Raw genomic sequence first — 18,360 nt, forward strand, 5'->3', positions numbered from 1 at the left:
ATAAAAAATTATCTATTACGCAACAATTAAAGTAATTCTTTTTCCGAAAGTTGTTTTAAATATAACGATGCATAATAGCCCTCTTGATTTATTAATTGATTATGAGAACCTTGTTGTATGATTTTGCCATCTTCCAGAATGATTATTTTGTCAGCATTTTTGGCTGAAGAGACACGATGGCTAACTATAATGGTGGTTTTGTCTTTACAAATTTCAAATAAATTGTTCAAAATTGTTTCTTCGGTTTCAGTATCAACTGCAGAAAGGCAGTCGTCAAAGAGCAAAATAGCAGGGTCTTTAATAATGGCACGTGCAATAGAAACACGCTGCTTTTGTCCGCCGGAAAGCGTAATACCTCTTTCTCCTAAAATGGTTTCGTATTGTTTATTGAAAGCTATGATATTATCGTGAACCACAGCATTTTTTGCAGCTTCAATTACTTCTTCATCAGTTGCATTTTGATTGCCAAATTTGATATTGTTTTTAATGGTGTCCGAAAATAAAAAGGCATCCTGAGGTACAATCCCGATGTTGTTTCGTAAATCATTTAAATTTAAAGTCCTGATTTCATTACCATCAATCGTAATTTTTCCTTCGGTAACATCGTACAAACGTGAAATTAAGGATAAGATAGTGGATTTTCCTGAGCCCGTCTTCCCCAAAATAGCCAGTGTTTCACCTTTTTTAACAGTGAACGTTACATTTTCTAAAGCCTCAATATTAGTGTCCTGATAAGTAAAACTTACATTTTCAAAAGTAATTGAACCCTGAATATCTGACGAATTAGGATTGTTGTTTTTGATTTCAGGCTCAATTTTCAAAAACTCATTTAGACGTTTTTGAGAAGCCTCTGCCTCCTGAACCATTGATGAAACCCATCCTAAAGAAGCAACAGGCCAGGTCAGCATATTGACATATAAAATAAATTCGGCAATAGTTCCAATATTCGGAATTGTTCCGTTGATGTACATAATACCTCCAAAATAAATTACCACCAGATTACTGATTCCGATAAGAGCAATCATTAATGGACCAAACAAAGATTGAACTCTCGCAAGGCTTAAACTTTTGCTTTTGCTTTCGTCAGACAGAGCAATCATATTGTTCTGGTGCTGATTTTCTAATGAATATGCCTTAATAACCCGGATGCCTGAAAATATTTCCTGAGTAAAACTCGAAACTTTCGATAAATACTGCTGAAAAGTAGTACTGCGTTTATTGATTTCAGAACTCAGCTTAAAAATACAATACGACAGAAGAGGCAGGGGGAGAAGTGTATATAAAGTCAATAACGGAGAAACATTATACATATATAGTATAACAATAGCAAAACGTATAAATGTGTTGATCGTATACATAACTGCAGGTCCAACATACATACGAACTTTTGAAACGTCTTCGCTGATACGGTTCATTAAATCTCCTGTTCGGTTTTGTTTGTAGAAATTTTGAGAGAGGTTCTGATATTGACTGAAAACCTCATTTTTTAGATCAAATTCAATATGACGCGACATTACAATTAAGGTCTGGCGCATTAAAAAAGTTAAAAATCCTGCAACAATTGCACTTCCTATGATTAACAGAACGTTATGTATTAAATCCTGTTTATAATATCCGATAATAATCGAAGATTGCCGATCACTTTCAGATAATTTTAAGAATTTTTCAATAGTATCAAAAGACTTACTCACCAGTTTTGGAGTAAATAAGAAAAATATTTGTGCGATTATAGTGATTAAAATTCCAAAAGAAAAACTGTATTTGTACTTAATGAAATATTTGTTTAAATAGCTTAATTCTTTCATTTTTTTAAGAAATGTGATGTTGTATTGATTTAAATTTTTGAATTATTATGAATTAAAAGTATAATAAATTGCAATTTAATCAAAACAATAATATTGTAAAATTATTAATTTAAAGTTTAAAAATTAGCACATGTGTATTTTTTATGTATGTTTGAGTTGTCTTTTTGACGAATTCATAATTTTAACTAAATAATACTAGCGCTATGGATGCAACTTTCGCAACTGGAAAGGAACTTCAAAAAATGGATCCCGTTTTTGGTCAGTTATCTTTTAACGATCACGAACAAATTGTATTTTGCAATGACAAAGATACAGGTTTAAAAGCAATTATTGGTATTCATAATTCGGTTATGGGACCAGCTTTGGGAGGTACCAGAATGTGGAATTACAACACTGAATGGGAAGCTCTAAACGATGTTTTGCGTCTTTCAAGAGGGATGACTTATAAATCTGCGATTACCGGACTTAATATTGGAGGAGGTAAAGCGGTTATTATTGGTGATGCTAAAACGCAGAAAACGCCTGAACTAATGCGTAAGTTTGGTGAGTTTGTTCATTCTCTAAGCGGAAGATATATTACAGCTGAAGATGTTGGAATGGAAACAAAAGACATGGACACTGTTAGAGATGTAACACCTTATGTTACGGGTATTTCTGAAGAAAGAGGCGGATCAGGAAATCCTTCACCTGTTACAGCTTACGGAGTTTATTTAGGGATGAAAGCAGCTGCTAAAAGTCAGTTTGGTTCTGATGTTTTAGCCGGTAAAAAAGTTTTGGTTCAGGGAATCGGACACGTAGGTGAAACTTTAGTTGAATATTTAACAAAAGAAGGAGCGCAGGTAACAGTTACTGATATAAATGAAGAAAAATTATATCAGGTTGCTCAAAAATATAACGCATCTATTTATACAGGCGAAGATTTATATACTGCTGATGTTGATATCTATGCACCATGCGCAATGGGAGCAACAATCAATGATGCTACGATAGAAAAAATTAAAGCAAAAGTAATTGCCGGTGCAGCAAACAATCAGTTGGCAGATGAAAATGTTCACGGTGCTAGATTGCAGGAAAGAGGGATTTTATATGCTCCGGATTTCTTAATCAATGCTGGCGGAATCATCAATGTTTATGCCGAATTGGCGCATTATGGAAAAGCAGAAATCATGAGCAAAACCGAAAATATCTATAATACAACTTTAGAAATTATCGACTTTGCAGCCAAAAACGGTTTAACAACCCATAAAGCAGCGCTCACAATTGCTCAAAACCGTATCGATCAAAGAAAAATCGAAAACAGTAAAAAATAATTTTAAACAATAGTTTGATTCTCTGTCTCAGTTTTTAGTTTCAGTTTGCTATAGCAGCTGTTACTGGAAACTGGGATTTTTTTTAGGCTGAAACTTAATTGGTTTCTCAGGGCTTTTTTTATCGAATTAAATTTTAATTTAAACTCTTTAATTCTTATTTTTGCAGACTAATTTTTAAATGTTCTTACAAGGTGGTAAATAGAAGACACTTACGCGTTAAAGTCATGCAATCCATTTATGCAATGCATCAAAGTGGTTCTGATAATCTGGAAAAAGAAGAAAAATTTCTTTTTTACAGTATTGATAATATTCAGGATTTATATCTTATAATGCTTTCTTCATTGATTGAAATTTGCAAAAAAGAATCTGTTTTTTTACATCTTTCAAGTAAAAAACATCTTGCAACAGCTGCAGAACGCAATCCGAATGAAAAATTTATCAAAAACAAAATTTTTCAGCTTCTTGCCGAAAGTAATTCCCTTAGTATCGCTTTAGAAAATCGTAAAATCAACAACTGGTCATTAAATGATGATTATATTTTGTTGCTTTTAAATGATATAAAAGCAAGCGATTTGTATGCAAAATATATGAGCAATTCAACCAATACATTTGAAGAAGACAGGCAGTTTATAATTGATTTGTTTGCTGAAGTGATTGTTCCGAATGAAAAATTATATGAGTATTTAGAAGACGATAAATTAACTTGGGTTGATGATATTCCGGTTGTAAATACACATATTATCAAGCAATTGAAAGCAATTAAAACAGAAGATCCGGACGATTTTAGAGTGCCAAAATTGTATAAAGATGTTGAAGATAAAGATTTTGCCAAAGATTTGTTCAGAAGAACGGTTTTAAACGAAGCTGTTTTAGCAAAAGAATACGATGACAAAACGCCAAATTGGGACAGTGAAAGAATTGCAGAAATTGATACAATCATTTTGAAAATGGCAATTTGCGAATTTTTAAAATTCCCTTCGATTCCGGTAAAAGTAACGCTGAATGAATATTTAGAAATTGCTAAAGAGTATTCTACGCCAAAAAGCAGTATTTTTATCAACGGAATTTTAGATAACCTTGTAAAAGAACTTACAGCCAATAAAAAAATGGTTAAAGTAGGAAGAGGGTTAATGTAAAATCAAACAAAAATTTAATAACAAAAATAAAAATTTAAACCATGCCAGAAGAATTAATTAAAATTGCTCCTTACTTACTAATTTTTGTAGTACTATATTTCTTTATGATCAGACCACAACAAAAAAGAGCAAAAAACGAAAAAGAATTTGAAAGCAGCCTAAAAGTTGGTGATAGAATAATTACTAAAAGTGGTATTCACGGTAAAGTGGCTGAGCTTGCTGAAACGACAGTTATAATTGAAACTATGTCTGGAAAATTAAAATTAGAACGCTCGGCTATTTCTATGGAAATGAGTGCAGCTTTGAATAAAAAAGCTTAAGTTTTTAAAATTCCAATAAAATATAAATCCCAAATTCCAAAAATGGAGTTTGGGATTTTTTTGTTCTAATTTTTAATCAATCATGTCATTTCGACGCAAGGAAAAATCACACAAGAAACTCAGTAAGGTATGTCGCCAATCTTTGTCGAATTACTAGTGTGATTTCTCCTCTGTCGAAATTGACAAAAAAAGAAAAAACCTTTCTCAAGTTTTAAACTTTAACAAAGGTCTCGTATACTTTGAAAGCTCTTTGGCTTCGCTCAGAATGACATTATAATTTTTTGGAATTTGGAATTCTAAATTTGGAATTTAATTTTAGTTACCTGTATTTATCATTCAGACCAATATTCTCTAATATCATCGGAATCACTTTCTCAATTCTCGAAAGTTTGGTTTTTTCTTGTTTTGCGGTTTCAATATATTCCAAAAATTCATATTGCTTGTACGGACTGAATTTCTGAAAAGCTTCTGCTAATGTTGGATTTTGAACCATTTCTTTTTCCAGAAGCTCAGAAACTATAGTTTCTTTTTTTGAAGGTTTAATGATTTTTCCTTGCTTTTCATTTTCAATAGCTTCCAGAATATATTCTAAAATTTCTTTTTCGTTTATTTCTTCTTTTGAAGTAAAACGCCATTGACGAAGGGACTTTGTTACATCTTCCTGAGCATTAATCAATTTCTTTTTATTGTCTTTTAGGAAAACACCATTAAAAAACCAAATCGCAAAATAATCTTTAAAACCTCCCAGGCCAATCACATTTTTTTTCTCATAAACATAAACCGGACCGCCCCACTTTTTGGTTTCGGTCAGTTCTGTTTTATCAAGAATAGATTTGAGAAGAAGTAATTGTTCTTCCCATTTATCTTTATATTTCCAAATGCCTTTATTTTCGGAAGCTTGTTTCAATTATTTTTTCAATTTCGATTTTTCTTTTGTATCAAAAATTCCCTGAAAAGCAGTTAACTCGGCAATTTTTACAATAACATCAGTTGCTTTTTGCATACTTTCTGCCGGAACATATTCGTATTTTCCGTGAAAGTTATGACCGCCTGCAAAAATATTAGGGCAGGGTAATCCCATAAATGACAATTGAGATCCGTCTGTACCGCCACGAATAGGTTTAATGATTGGTTTTATATGCAGTTCGCGCATTGCTTTCTCGGCAATATCTACAATATGTTTTACCGGAAGCACTTTTTCTTTCATATTGTAATACTGATCTTTAATTTCAGCAGTTACAATGTCTTCTCCATATTGTTTAGCGAATTTTTTATTGAATTTTTTGGTAATCTTCTCAATTAATTCTTTTCGCTTTTCGAACTTTTTCTTGTTATGATCACGGATAATTAACTCTAAAATAGTTTCTTCAATATTTCCTTTTATATGATGAACATGGAAAAAACCTTCATAACCTTTAGTTTCCTGTGGTGTTTCTCCTTTTGGAAGTTCATTGATAAAATCATTCGCAATCAGCATCGAATTGATCATTTTTCCTTTCGCATAACCGGGATGAACGCTTTTTCCTTTAAAAGTAATTTTGGCTCCCGCAGCGTTAAAGTTTTCATATTCCAATTCACCAATTTGGCTTCCGTCCATTGTATATGCCCATTGCGCTCCGAATTTCTCTACATCAAAATGATGAGCCCCACGACCTATTTCTTCATCAGGTGTAAACCCGATTCTGATTTTTCCATGTTTAATTTCCGGATGCTGAATCAGATATTCCATTGCTGATACAATTTCTGTAATTCCGGCTTTATCATCGGCACCCAGCAAAGTGGTTCCGTCAGTTGTGATGATAGTCTGTCCTTTATATTGTAATAAATCCTTGAAGTAATCTGGAGATAAAATGATGTTTTTTTCAGCATTCAAAACAATATCTTTTCCGTCGTAATTTTCAATAATCTGCGGTTTTACATTCGCTCCGCTAAAATCAGGAGAAGTATCAAAATGCGAAACAAATCCAATGGTTGGAACTTCATGATCAACATTGCCTGGCAGAGTCGCCATGATATAAGCTTTGTCATCTATAGTGATATCCTGTAAGCCAATTGTTTTTAGTTCTTCAACTAATTTATTGGCAAGATTCCATTGTTTTTCTGTACTTGGTGTAGTTTGTGAATTTGGGTCTGATTCAGTATCAATAGTTACATAACTGATAAAGCGATCTATGATATGTTGCATTTTTTTAATTTTTTAGCAAAGATAGAATTTTTAAGATGGATTATTGAGTTTGATAATCAGTAATAAGAAAGGATTCTATTCTCACCAATAGAATCCTTTCTTATTAAAATGGTGTTATTAATTGTTTTGAACACATCTGAATCCAATATGATTTGTGGGAGACTGATAATCTCCTTTTCCTCTGGTTCCTACCATGTAACGTGTGCAATATTGGTCTGTGCATAAAAAGGATCCTCCGCGTTGTACTTTTTTAGGTAAATCTGGTTCTGCAGGGTCATAAGATTTTTCAGGTCCCTGAGGATTTTTGATTGTTTGCCCGCTTTCACTTAAAATAGAATAATAGTCAGTCGTATACCAGTCGTTTGTCCATTCCCAAACATTTCCGCCAATATCATATAATCCATATCCATTTGGTTCGAATTGCGCTGTTGGAGCTATGCCTATGTAGCCATCTTCTCCTTTATCTCCTTTTTCTACAGGGAAATTTCCCTGATAGATATTGGCCTGAAATTTTCCTTTTGGTTTTAACGTGTTTCCCCAGGCATAAAGTTCTCCGGTTTTTCCTCCTCGTGCTGCAAATTCCCATTCTGCTTCTGTGGGTAATCTTTTGCCTGCCCATTTTGCATAAGCAGCCGCATCGGCATAAGAAACCTGAACGACAGGGTATTTCTCTCTTCCTTTTATTGAGCTTCCGGTGCCTTCAGGATGTCTCCAATCTGCTCCTTTAACATAAGTCCACCATTGCATATAATTATTTAAATCAACTTTTGCAGGAGTTGGAGTAAACACTGCAGATCCGGCAATTAAATTTTCTAAAGGGGCATCAGGATATTCTTCATGAGTAGGCGCTTTTTCAGCTAATGTTACATATCCTGTCGCTTTTACGAATGCTTCAAATTGTTCGTTAGTTACTTCTGTTTTATCCATATAAAACCCATCAACATATACTCTGTGTATGGGTGAAGCATCTTTGGTAACACCTTTTATACTGCATAAACTTTCGTCTTCTACATTGCTGCCCATAGAAAATTCTCCTCCCGGAATCCAGGCCATCCCTTTTGGTGTTTTGCCGGTTGGTTTGTTTTTGTTTTCAATGGTTGGTTTAAATAATGATTCTGCAGATATGTGTGGTGTTTCGGAACACTCCATTGCTGCGGATTTTGGTTTAGGAATTATTGTTTTTGTGAAGCTATATGCAATAGAAATAACAGATATTGTTAGCAAAGCAAAAATCCAATAGGTTTTAGTTTTCATTAGGGTAGTCTTTGAATTGGAAAAGTATAAATTGAATACATAAAATAATCAAAGTTATAAAAATATTCTATTTATTCTATAGGGTTAGTAATATTTTTATTTATTCTTTTGATAATAACCAAATTGTCTGACATGTGATATTTATTTATGTTTTCATTATTTAGTGTATAGTGTTAATTTTTATGAGTGTAGGAGTTGTTAAGTTAAGTGAAATTTTATTTTGAGAAAAGCTTTAATTTATATTTTCGATTTTTGTTTTTAATGTGATTTTGTGATTCAGGTTCTGTTGTTTAATATAATTTCAGATACTTTTGGTAAGAGAGGCAACAAAATTGAACTAATTTGTTTTGTATAAAAGAAGTCATTTTAAAGTTTAATATCTAAATTTGCATCCAAAAAAATAATAACACACTCTTATGTATAAATTGATAATCCGCCCGATACTTTTTTGTTTTGATCCTGAAGAAGTTCATTACTTTACTTTTTCATTTGTCAAATTCATTTCAAAAATTCCGGGAGTTACATCGATTATCAAATCAATTTATGAAGTAAAAGATACCCGATTAGAAAGGGAAGTTTTTGGTATTAAATTCAAAAATCCGGTTGGACTTGCAGCAGGATTTGATAAAGATGCGAAACTTTATAAAGAACTTGGGGATTTTGGTTTTGGTTTTATAGAAATAGGAACTGTAACTCCTGTGGGTCAGGAAGGAAATCCAAAAAAGCGTTTATTCAGATTAAAAGAAGATCAGGCAATTATTAACCGAATGGGGTTTAATAACGGCGGTGTTTTGGAAGCAGTTGAACGTTTAAAAAAGAATTCAGGAGTTTTAATTGGTGGAAACATCGGAAAAAATAAAGTAACTCCAAACGAAAATGCTGTTGACGATTATATCATTTGTTTTGATGCTTTGTTTGATCATGTAGATTATTTTGTGGTGAATGTAAGTTCTCCAAATACCCCAAATTTAAGAGCTTTACAGGATAAAGAACCCTTGACAGCTTTGCTTCAGACATTGCAAAACAGAAATGTTGAAAAGCAAAAAACAAGCAGTCAAAAAGTTAAACCAATTCTTTTAAAAATTGCTCCGGATTTAACAGACGAGCAGTTATTAGATATTATTGATATTGTAAAGATTACACAGATTGCTGGTGTAATTGCTACTAATACAACAATTTCAAGAGACGGATTACAATCACAAAATCAATCTGAAATGGGAGGCTTGTCCGGAAAGCCATTAACGAAACGTTCTACAGAAGTAATTCGTTTTCTTTCTGAAAAAAGCAACAAAGCATTCCCGATTATTGGAGTGGGAGGAATTCATTCTGCCGATGATGCGGTTGAAAAACTAAATGCAGGAGCCAGTTTAGTACAATTATATACAGGATTTATTTATGAAGGACCTGCTTTGATAAAAGCGATTAATAAAAAAGTTTTAAGGCAATTGTAAAAGTGCCTGAATAATCAATCCCACGATTGTTGCAATCCCAAAACTTATTAGAGTCCCAATCATTACATATTCAGTAAGTTTTCGGTCTTTGGCTTCTTTTAAATCTCCAAACCTGAAAATAGATTTGGCAGCCAATAAAAACCCGATGGCTTCAAAATGCCCAGTTAAAATAAATCCGAATACAAATAAACGTTCTAGTATGCCAATGTAATTTCCTGCATTGGCAAGCGAATTATCCTGATTGCTGTTCTGACTTTCTGGACTCCAAATAGAAATAATAGTTTTAATAAAGATAGAAGTAGGTTTGGTTAACAATAATATTCCGGTTGCCAAAATCCAAAAATTATTTTCCTTCCAAAAAAAGATAATGCTTTTGTTCTCATATAAAAGTACAATCGAAATAAGAATCAATATGTGTAAAATTTGGTCCGTGACAAACCAAGTGCGTTTTGTGTTATTTTTTTGAAAACTTAATTTGATTAAATCAATAATTCCATGTGTGACTGCAATTAAAATAGCGTATGGAATAAACTGAATTTCTCCAGCCAAAATTGCTGCTAAAGTCCCGTGCAATAAAATATGAAAGTATAAAAATTTACTTTTATACTTCTTAGTTTCCTTGTCTGTCACCCATGAATTGGGCTGCCATATAAAATCCCCTAATAAATGTGCTAAAAGTAGTTTTATAAATAAAATCATGAGATTGTAAGTTGTTTTATCTGAGTTCTGAAATAACGGTCTAAATTCATAACCAAATCAAATTGAGCGCGTTTTTGTCTCCTGCTGACAGCAGCTTGATTAATGTTCAATTTTTGCCCCAGTTCTTCTTGTGATAGCGTTGGGTTTTCTATTGCAGCAGCAACAAATTCTGCTGATTGTACAAGCCAGTTATCCATAAAAGTCAACGCCAATTGTATCATTAGATTTAATTTTTCATCAATATCCACATTACCTGTTCGTATGGCCAGAGTTACTTTCTGTTTTTTTAAAGTTTCAAAAAGTTCTCCCGAGTGTATAAAAGCGCCCCCGTTGCTTTCGGATATTTTTTCGGCATTATGCGTTTTATCTCCAAAACCAATACTCATTCTGGCATCAGATTTAATGGCTCTCAAATGAGCCTTTAACAGAATAGCAGTTAATAAAGCATCTTCCGGGTTTTTAACTTCAATTTGAAATTCGTCGCCCCTGTAAACCTCCCATTGACTCGGTGTTTCTCCAAACTGAATTAGAATTTTTTTTAAGTCTTCGACCCAATGTCTTGATTTTTGTTGTCTTGAGCCAATTATATCACCTGTAATTATGCTAGTCATAACATCAAATATAATTAAAAATAAATAAAGTTAATATTACAAATATAAGGAATATTTTAAATTATTACGCTTTTGTGTAATATTTTGTTTTATTACGTTTTTCGGTAATATTTTTAATTATTACCTTAAAAAGGAATATTCAAATAAAGAAAATTATAACTTTTATTTCTTTAAAAAAGAGCCTAACTTAGCCTTTACAAAAGAGTAAGCTTTGAGTAAAGAAATCAAAATTATCGAATGTCCACGTGATGCCATGCAAGGTATCAAAACATTTATTCCTACCCAAAATAAAGTTTCTTATATCCAGGCTTTGCTCAGGGTAGGTTTTGATACAATAGATTTTGGAAGTTTTGTGTCTTCCAAAGCGATACCTCAAATGCAGGATACTGCTGAGGTTTTGGCTCAGCTTGATTTATCTCAGACAACAAGTAAGCTTTTGGCGATTATTGCCAATACACAGGGTGCATCAGCTGCTTCTGAGCATGAAGCCATTCGGTATTTAGGATTTCCTTTTTCGATTTCAGAGAATTTTCAGATGCGAAATACACATAAAACTATTGCACAATCTTTAGTGACACTTGAAGAAATTTTTGAAATTGCCGATAAAAAAAATAAGGAAGTAGTGACCTATCTGTCCATGGGGTTCGGAAATCCATACGGAGATCCCTGGAATATTGAAATCGTAGGCGAATGGACAGAAAAATTAGCGAAAATGGGTGTGAAAATCCTGTCTCTTTCAGATACTGTCGGAAGCTCAACGCCAGAGGTTATCACTTATCTTTTCTCTCATTTAATTCCGAAATATCCTCAAATAGAGTTTGGAGCACATCTGCATACAACACCTAATAGCTGGTTTGAAAAAATTGATGCCGCACATAAAGCAGGCTGTACGCGATTTGATGGTGCTATTCAGGGTTTTGGTGGCTGTCCGATGGCAACTGATAAACTAACGGGTAATATGCCAACAGAAAAACTCATTTCATATTTTACGGCTAATAAAAAAACGACCGATTTAAATTCTTTAAGTTTTGAAAGTGCTTATAACGAAGCTTCTAAACTATTCGGTAAATTTCATTAAGATTTTGAAGCTATTTCCGGCTCTCCATTTCAAGCACTCGGGCAAAAACACTTTTTTCCAAAGTCCTTAAAAGAGCTTCCGCCGGTCGCTTTTTAAAGCCAGGAAAAAAAAGTGCTTTTACCTTTCGTGGCTTTCCATTTCGATCCGGGCTGGGGCAGTAAGGTAATGATTTCTTTTAGAGTCAAAAAAAATCTGAATAAGTTAATGAACAAGTTTCTAATTTATTCACTATATTTGCACGCAATTCAACTACAAATTGCAACATGATAGCACACAACTCCAAGATCATCGGCGAAGGTTTAACTTACGATGATGTATTATTAGTACCAAACTACTCGAATGTGCTTCCACGCGAAGTGAGTATCAAATCAAAATTCTCAAGAAACATAACATTAAACGTTCCAATCGTATCTGCTGCTATGGATACAGTGACCGAAAGTGCAATGGCAATTGCTATGGCACAAGAGGGTGGAATTGGAGTTTTACATAAAAATATGACCATCGAACAGCAAGCGGCGAAGGTTAGAAAAGTGAAGCGTGCTGAGGCCGGAATGATTTTAGATCCGGTAACATTGCCAATGACTTCTACAATTGCCGATGCAAAAGCTGCTATGAAAGAATTTGGCATTGGGGGGATTCCAATAGTAGACGAAAACAGAATCTTAAAAGGAATTGTTACAAATCGGGATTTACGTTTCGAAAAAAATGGTGCAAGGCCAATCGCTGAGGTGATGACAAGTTCGAACCTTGTTACTGTTGCCGAAGGAACTTCGTTAGAGCAGGCTGAAGTTGTTTTGCAAGGTCACAAAATCGAAAAATTACCAGTTGTAAACGCTAAAAATGAATTAGTTGGTTTAATTACTTTTAGAGATATTACGAAACTGACTCAAAAACCAATTGCTAACAAAGATGTTTTTGGGCGTTTAAGAGTGGCTGCAGCTATTGGAGTTACAGGTGATGCGGTTCAAAGAGCTGAAGCATTAGTTGCTGCAGGAGTAGATGCTATTATTATAGATACTGCCCACGGACATACTGAAGGTGTGGTAAATACATTGAAAGAAATAAAAGCAAAATTTCCACAGATAGATGTTATTGTTGGAAACATCGCAACCCCTGAAGCTGCTAAATATCTGGTAGAAAATGGCGCAGACGGTGTAAAAGTAGGAATCGGACCAGGTTCTATTTGTACTACCCGTATCGTTGCAGGTGTTGGTTTTCCTCAATTTTCAGCTGTTCTTGAAGTTGCAGCGGCAATAAAAGGCACAGGAGTTCCGGTTATTGCAGATGGTGGAATTCGTTACACAGGAGATATTCCTAAAGCAATTGCTGCAGGTGCTGACTGTGTAATGTTAGGTTCATTGTTAGCAGGAACAAAAGAATCACCGGGGGAAACGATTATTTTCGAGGGAAGAAAATTCAAATCTTACCGTGGAATGGGGTCTGTTGAAGCCATGCAGACTGGTTCTAAAGATCGTTATTTTCAGGATGTTGAAGATGATGTAAAAAAATTAGTTCCGGAAGGAATTGTAGGTCGCGTTCCTTATAAAGGTGAGTTAAACGAAAGTATGCTTCAGTTTATAGGAGGTCTTCGTGCCGGAATGGGATATTGCGGCTCTAAAGATATTCCTACTTTACAAGAAACAGGACGTTTTGTTAGAATTACGTCAAGCGGAATTACAGAAAGTCACCCGCACAACGTTACCATTACAAAAGAAGCTCCAAATTATTCAAGATAATTTTTACTTTTTCATATTAAAAAAGGCATAAGATTTTAATTCTTATGCCTTTTTCTTTAGTTGATTGCAGAAATCCCATTATTTAATTCATCAATAATACTTTGATTTTTCTCTATTGCTTCAGCCTGAGCTCCATATTGGATTTGTACTGAACCGCCTTTTCCATTGTAAATAAAACCTTGGTATTTATATAAATAACTGTTGTAGTTTAATTCACAGGTAAAATAATTTACTTCAAGATTATTTATTGTTTTTTTATAAATTTTTAAATTTTTGATTTTTCCGAACTCTTTATACTCATCTTCAATTGTACTTTTAAGTTTGTTGTCAGAAATAAAATAATCATATTCAATAAAATAGGCATTTATCAAGTTGTATTTATCATGAAATTCTACATCCCAATTTTGAGATTCAGGATTTTTTATCCAATGATCAGGATTGTATTTTATTTGATAAAGTTCTTTTCGGCTGGTATAAGTTTCTGTTTTTGAATTTGTTTTAGTTTGTCCAAATGAAAAAACGCTTGACATTAGAAATAGAAAGATTAATTTTTGAGACATTTTATATTTAAAATTTTAGATTATTAAACGAGAATAGCAAATTAAAATAACTCAGTGAAAATACAAATAAATAGTAATGGTTACTTTTCTAAAGGGAATCTTTTTAATAAAAAACATCTAAAGAGAAGTTGTTTTCTTTTCCGTTTCCCTTAACGTTTGGTTTTCTAAAATCTTTGTGATGAATGGTTTCGTATGAATTTCAATTTCAGCTTCTGAAATATTTAAAGCTTTTGGATCAGATGCTAATTGCAGCCAAGGTTTTGGGCTGCCAAAATTATAACTTCCGAAAACAATTACAGGAGTTCCTTTTACTTTTACGTTCTCTTTGTCTTTTAAAATCCATTCATCAGCGAATTTATAAAGATATTTGGCATCTTTTTCCAGTAATCTCAAGCATGAATGCGAGGCTGGATAACCCGGTAATTCGTATTGGTGAAAACCAACGCCAAGTTTGTTTTCGATATTGAAATTCCATTTTAAGTCCCATTCGTCATTGAAGGTGCTGGTTGTTTGCTCGGCTTTCCAATTGGTAAAAAATAATCCGGTTGGAGTAGGATCATTTTTTCTTCCCATATTTGTTGGGCCTGTATGTACTAATTCACCATTTGCATAAGCTGCAAAAGTTTGCGTAGGATATGAAAAAATAATAATTTTAGAAATTCCTTCCAGAGCCTTAACATGTAAGGGGAATGGAAGATAGTAAACCAAATCGCCACTAAAATCTACCGGAACCACTACAGAATCTAATTTTTTAAAATTAGTTTTGTCAGTTCTGTTTAAAGCATACAGAATATTCATTTTACTACTGTCGGCTTCATTGTTTTTAAGCCATTCTTTTGTGTTTTGAAGTAGGTAAGAAACAGATTTTGGTTTCTTGTATTCAATTGTTTTTTTGGGTTTTTTATTTTCTGTAATTGTGACTGTGTCACTTTTTTTGCAAGAAACCAATAAAGTTAACAATAATAATAGGGCATTTGCTGCGTAATATAATTTTTTCATAGGTCGTAATTTTAGATAATTAAAATTACAAATACAGACCGGAATGCAGCTTACATAATTTTTAGGATAGTTTATTTGATTTTCATTATTATTCTGTTATTTCAAATTTTACGGGAAAGAACTTCCGGTACAGAAGTTTTCCATAAATAAAGGATCATCATTAATATTAAGCTTAATATAGCTTTAATCAATTTAAATTTTTGCAGTATAAAATATTCAGAATAAAGATAAAATCAATTTGAATCGCTTCGTTTTTATAGTGTTGAATAATTAATTTATCGTTTTTTTTAAAAATTCGTTGATATTTTGTATCCACTCAACTTTATTTTTAATCAAATAATTTTCATGTCCTGTATTTTTGTAAATAGTGAGCTTTTTAGAGCCTTTTAGGTTGGTGTAAATTTCATCTATTTCTTTTCGGCTTACGCTTTTATCTTTTTCCCCATACAATAATAAGGTTGGGCAAGTGATGCTTTTTGCATACGTTGTTGGATTGTGTGCAAACCCCCAAAATCCATTTTGTAAACCTCCCCAAAAAAGTAATATTCTGGGTATAAGGAAAGTTGGTGCGTTTACTCTCTTAAATCTCGCAAGGACAGTTTTGTACATCGAGCCAAATGGACATTCGAGTATGATTCCTTTTGGTTTTATCCGGTCATCATTAATAGATTTCATTATAGCGACAGCTCCCATAGAAGTACCAAACAAGAAAATGTTTTTTTCTCCGGCTTGTTTTATATAATCAAAGGCAGTTTTAACTTGTTCTGATTCTTTATAACCAATTGTGGTTTGGTTTCCTTCGGAATTTCCGCTTCCCATAAAGTCAACCAGCATTGTACTAAAACCTAATTTTATAAATTCATCTGATTTTTCAATCAGTTGCGATTTTTCGCCGCCATAACCGTGAAATAACATGACTGTTCCTTTTGAGTTTTCAATTTTAATTAACCAGCATTCAATCTCCTTGTTACTTTTTAGCTTTATAGTTTGGTAATTTTGGGATGGAAATTTTTTATTCTTGGGTTTTGGATTATTAACCCCAAAAAATACAACTTTAGCTTTGTCAAGTGAAGACAGTTCTTCTGGGCTCTTCGTTTTTTCAGCCTGGCTGTTCGAAAAGTGAGTAAATTTATAAGCATGAAAAAAAGCAATACTATTTATTATTATAAAAATAGCGAATAGTATTTTAAGAATTTTAGTTACGTATTTAGGTAATTTCATTTAGAATTTTTATCTTAATTTGTGTTATCTAAAAATAATATATTCTAAATCAAAAAGTTTAAATCAATCCTTTTATTTTTGCATACTGTAATAACATAATAGTTTTTGCATCTGAAATCTCACCAGATTCAATCATCGCATAAGCTTCTTCAAACGTATATTCAAAGACTTCAATATTTTCCTGTTCAGCATCTAAACCGCCACCTTCGCTTACTTTCATGCTTTCATCATATTCACCAACAAAAAGATATAGAATTTCTGTAACAGCGCCTGGAGACATGTAGGTTTCTAAAACTTTTTGAACTTTAGAAATACGATAACCTGTTTCTTCTTCTGTCTCACGAATAATTGCATTTTCGGGATTATCCTGATCCAAAAGTCCGGCACATACCTCGATCATCATACCGTCCTTATTTCCGTTAAGGAAAGTAGGTAAACGAAACTGACGAGTTAAAATGACTGTTTTTTTTGTCGAATTATATAATAAAATTCCAGCGCCATTCCCACGGTCATAAACCTCTCGCGTATGTATTTCATGTACTCCGTTTTCTTTTTTGTAGTCAAAAGTAACCCGATTTAAGATGTACCAATTGTCTGAGAGTAATTTAGTTTCTTTAATTTGAACTTCTGGATTTTTCATAAATGAAATAATTTGTTGTATAAAAAAACGCTCTGATTATCAGAGCGTTTAAAATATTATTTTGTTATTGTTTGCTTTCTGTCTGGTCCAACAGATACAATTTTGATTGGCACTTCAATTTCTTTTTCAATAAACTCAATGTATTCTTTTAGCTCAACAGGCAATTGATCGTAAGTTGTCAATCCTGTTAGGTCAGCTTTCCATCCTTTAAATTCTTTGTAAACCGGAGTAACATTTTCCGGTTCAATATTATAAGGGAAGTGAGAAATATTTTGTCCTTTATAGTTGTATTCTGTACAAACTTTAAGAGTTTCAAAACCAGAAAGTACATCGCCTTTCATCATCATTAACTGCGTAACTCCGTTAACCTGAACAGCATATTTTAATGCGACTAAGTCTAACCATCCACAACGTCTTTGTCTTCCTGTAACAGAACCAAATTCGTTACCAACTCTTGCCATTGTAGCACCAACTTCGTCAAAAAGTTCAGTTGGGAAAGGTCCGCTGCCAACACGTGTAACATAAGCTTTGAAAATTCCGTAAACTTCTTTGATTTTGTTAGGAGCAATTCCTAAACCTGTACAAGCTCCTGCAGCCGTTGTGTTTGATGAAGTTACGAATGGATAAGTTCCAAAATCTACATCTAACAATGATCCCTGAGCGCCTTCGCAAAGAATAGATTTACCAGCTTTTTGAGCCTGGTGCATGTATTCTTCACTGTCGATGAAATCTAATTTTTTAAGTTCTTCAATAGCTTCAAAGAATTCTTTTTCTAATTCAGCTAAATTATATTGAATAGCAACATCGTAAAAAGCAATCATTGCTTCATGTTTGTCTGCCAAAGCCCTGTAACGTTCTTTAAAATCTTCAAGTTCAATATCTCCAACTCTTAAACCGTTTCTACCTGTTTTGTCCATGTAAGTTGGTCCAATTCCTTTAAGGGTAGAACCAATTTTTGCTTTACCTTTAGAAGCTTCAGAAGCTGCGTCAAGTAAACGGTGTGTTGGTAAAATTAAATGTGCTTTTCTTGAAATAATTAATTTACTTTTGATATCAAGGTTGAATTTCTCTAAACCTTCAATTTCTTTTTGAAAAACTACCGGGTCAATTACAACTCCATTTCCGATGATATTTACTGAATCTTTATGAAAAATTCCTGAAGGAATGGTTCTAAGTACGTGTTTAATTCCGTCAAATTCTAATGTATGTCCTGCGTTTGGTCCTCCTTGAAAACGTGCGATAATATCATAATTTGAGGTAAGTACATCAACAATTTTTCCTTTACCTTCATCTCCCCATTGTAATCCTAGTAATAAATCTACGGTCATTCTTTTTTAATTTGCGTTGGGACAAGC

At 33.2% G+C, this 18,360-nt stretch carries 17 protein-coding genes; 6 read left to right on the forward strand and 11 right to left on the reverse strand.

The annotated features are described in order from the left end of the window. Positions 1-26 precede the first annotated feature (26 nt). The gene (locus FLACHUCJ7_RS15040) at positions 27-1,805 is read right to left on the reverse strand and encodes an ABC transporter ATP-binding protein (protein ID WP_031453759.1); all 1,779 of its coding nucleotides are present in this window, start codon (positions 1,803-1,805) and stop codon (positions 27-29) included. A gap of 203 nt (positions 1,806-2,008) precedes the next feature. Here FLACHUCJ7_RS15040 and FLACHUCJ7_RS15045 point away from each other — a divergent pair, with 203 nt between their 5' ends. From FLACHUCJ7_RS15045 to yajC, 3 genes are all read left to right on the forward strand, one after another. Then, positions 2,009-3,115 carry a Glu/Leu/Phe/Val family dehydrogenase gene (locus tag FLACHUCJ7_RS15045; protein ID WP_031453760.1) on the forward strand — a complete coding sequence of 369 codons (1,107 nt, stop codon included), beginning with the start codon at positions 2,009-2,011 and terminating at the stop codon, positions 3,113-3,115. 224 nt (positions 3,116-3,339) lie between these two features. Then, positions 3,340-4,251: a transcription antitermination factor NusB gene (gene nusB / locus FLACHUCJ7_RS15050; RefSeq protein ID WP_180909452.1), complete on the forward strand. Its 912-nt coding sequence runs from the start codon at positions 3,340-3,342 to the stop codon at positions 4,249-4,251. 41 nt (positions 4,252-4,292) lie between these two features. Then, positions 4,293-4,571 (forward strand): preprotein translocase subunit YajC, encoded by a 279-nt coding sequence (gene yajC / locus FLACHUCJ7_RS15055; protein WP_180909453.1) that lies wholly within the window; start codon positions 4,293-4,295, stop codon positions 4,569-4,571. A gap of 319 nt (positions 4,572-4,890) precedes the next feature. Here yajC and FLACHUCJ7_RS15060 read toward each other — a convergent pair whose 3' ends face one another. The 3 genes from FLACHUCJ7_RS15060 to FLACHUCJ7_RS15070 form a co-directional block, all read right to left on the reverse strand. Continuing rightward, positions 4,891-5,478 carry a YdeI/OmpD-associated family protein gene (locus FLACHUCJ7_RS15060; protein ID WP_180909454.1) on the reverse strand — a complete coding sequence of 196 codons (588 nt, stop codon included), beginning with the start codon at positions 5,476-5,478 and terminating at the stop codon, positions 4,891-4,893. Next, the gene (gene pepT, locus FLACHUCJ7_RS15065) at positions 5,479-6,756 is read right to left on the reverse strand and encodes a peptidase T (protein ID WP_180909455.1); all 1,278 of its coding nucleotides are present in this window, start codon (positions 6,754-6,756) and stop codon (positions 5,479-5,481) included. 117 nt (positions 6,757-6,873) lie between these two features. Beyond that, positions 6,874-8,010: a formylglycine-generating enzyme family protein gene (locus tag FLACHUCJ7_RS15070; RefSeq protein WP_180909456.1), complete on the reverse strand. Its 1,137-nt coding sequence runs from the start codon at positions 8,008-8,010 to the stop codon at positions 6,874-6,876. 416 nt (positions 8,011-8,426) lie between these two features. On the opposite strand from FLACHUCJ7_RS15070, the gene FLACHUCJ7_RS15075 reads away from it, so the two are divergent. Continuing rightward, positions 8,427-9,461 (forward strand): quinone-dependent dihydroorotate dehydrogenase, encoded by a 1,035-nt coding sequence (locus FLACHUCJ7_RS15075; RefSeq protein WP_180909457.1) that lies wholly within the window; start codon positions 8,427-8,429, stop codon positions 9,459-9,461. Here FLACHUCJ7_RS15075 and FLACHUCJ7_RS15080 read toward each other — a convergent pair. Both FLACHUCJ7_RS15080 and FLACHUCJ7_RS15085 read right to left on the reverse strand, forming a co-directional pair. Beyond that, positions 9,447-10,160, reverse strand: coding sequence for a DUF3307 domain-containing protein (locus tag FLACHUCJ7_RS15080; protein WP_180909458.1), 714 nt, complete (start codon positions 10,158-10,160; stop codon positions 9,447-9,449). The genes FLACHUCJ7_RS15075 and FLACHUCJ7_RS15080 overlap by 15 nt on opposite strands. Continuing rightward, positions 10,157-10,771: a SatD family protein gene (locus FLACHUCJ7_RS15085; protein WP_180909459.1), complete on the reverse strand. Its 615-nt coding sequence runs from the start codon at positions 10,769-10,771 to the stop codon at positions 10,157-10,159. The genes FLACHUCJ7_RS15080 and FLACHUCJ7_RS15085 overlap by 4 nt, the downstream gene beginning before the upstream one ends. A gap of 211 nt (positions 10,772-10,982) precedes the next feature. On the opposite strand from FLACHUCJ7_RS15085, the gene FLACHUCJ7_RS15090 reads away from it, so the two are divergent. Both FLACHUCJ7_RS15090 and guaB read left to right on the forward strand, forming a co-directional pair. Beyond that, a complete protein-coding gene (locus FLACHUCJ7_RS15090; protein WP_180909460.1) occupies positions 10,983-11,849 on the forward strand; it encodes a hydroxymethylglutaryl-CoA lyase in 867 nt (288 codons plus the stop codon). A gap of 263 nt (positions 11,850-12,112) precedes the next feature. After that, complete coding sequence (gene guaB / locus FLACHUCJ7_RS15095; protein WP_031453771.1) at positions 12,113-13,585, forward strand: IMP dehydrogenase; 1,473 nt, start codon at positions 12,113-12,115, stop codon at positions 13,583-13,585. Between the two features lie 56 nt (positions 13,586-13,641). Here guaB and FLACHUCJ7_RS15100 read toward each other — a convergent pair whose 3' ends face one another. The 5 genes from FLACHUCJ7_RS15100 to FLACHUCJ7_RS15120 all read right to left on the reverse strand — a co-directional run bounded on the left by FLACHUCJ7_RS15100 (position 13,642) and on the right by FLACHUCJ7_RS15120 (position 18,333). Next, positions 13,642-14,145, reverse strand: coding sequence for a hypothetical protein (locus tag FLACHUCJ7_RS15100; RefSeq protein WP_180909461.1), 504 nt, complete (start codon positions 14,143-14,145; stop codon positions 13,642-13,644). Between the two features lie 117 nt (positions 14,146-14,262). Beyond that, positions 14,263-15,144, reverse strand: coding sequence for a L,D-transpeptidase (locus tag FLACHUCJ7_RS15105; RefSeq protein WP_078227835.1), 882 nt, complete (start codon positions 15,142-15,144; stop codon positions 14,263-14,265). A gap of 270 nt (positions 15,145-15,414) precedes the next feature. Continuing rightward, entirely contained in the window at positions 15,415-16,365 is a 951-nt protein-coding gene (locus tag FLACHUCJ7_RS15110; protein WP_180909462.1) for an alpha/beta hydrolase, read from the reverse strand. A 58-nt stretch (positions 16,366-16,423) separates the two neighbouring features. Beyond that, positions 16,424-17,005, reverse strand: a complete 582-nt coding sequence (locus tag FLACHUCJ7_RS15115; protein WP_078227837.1) for an NUDIX domain-containing protein — start codon at positions 17,003-17,005, stop codon at positions 16,424-16,426. A 56-nt stretch (positions 17,006-17,061) separates the two neighbouring features. Beyond that, positions 17,062-18,333, reverse strand: a complete 1,272-nt coding sequence (locus FLACHUCJ7_RS15120) for an adenylosuccinate synthase (protein ID WP_078227838.1) — start codon at positions 18,331-18,333, stop codon at positions 17,062-17,064. Positions 18,334-18,360 lie beyond the last annotated feature (27 nt).

This window comes from Flavobacterium salmonis, assembly GCF_903819435.1.
GTDB classification, from domain to species: Bacteria; Bacteroidota; Bacteroidia; order Flavobacteriales; family Flavobacteriaceae; genus Flavobacterium; species Flavobacterium chungangense.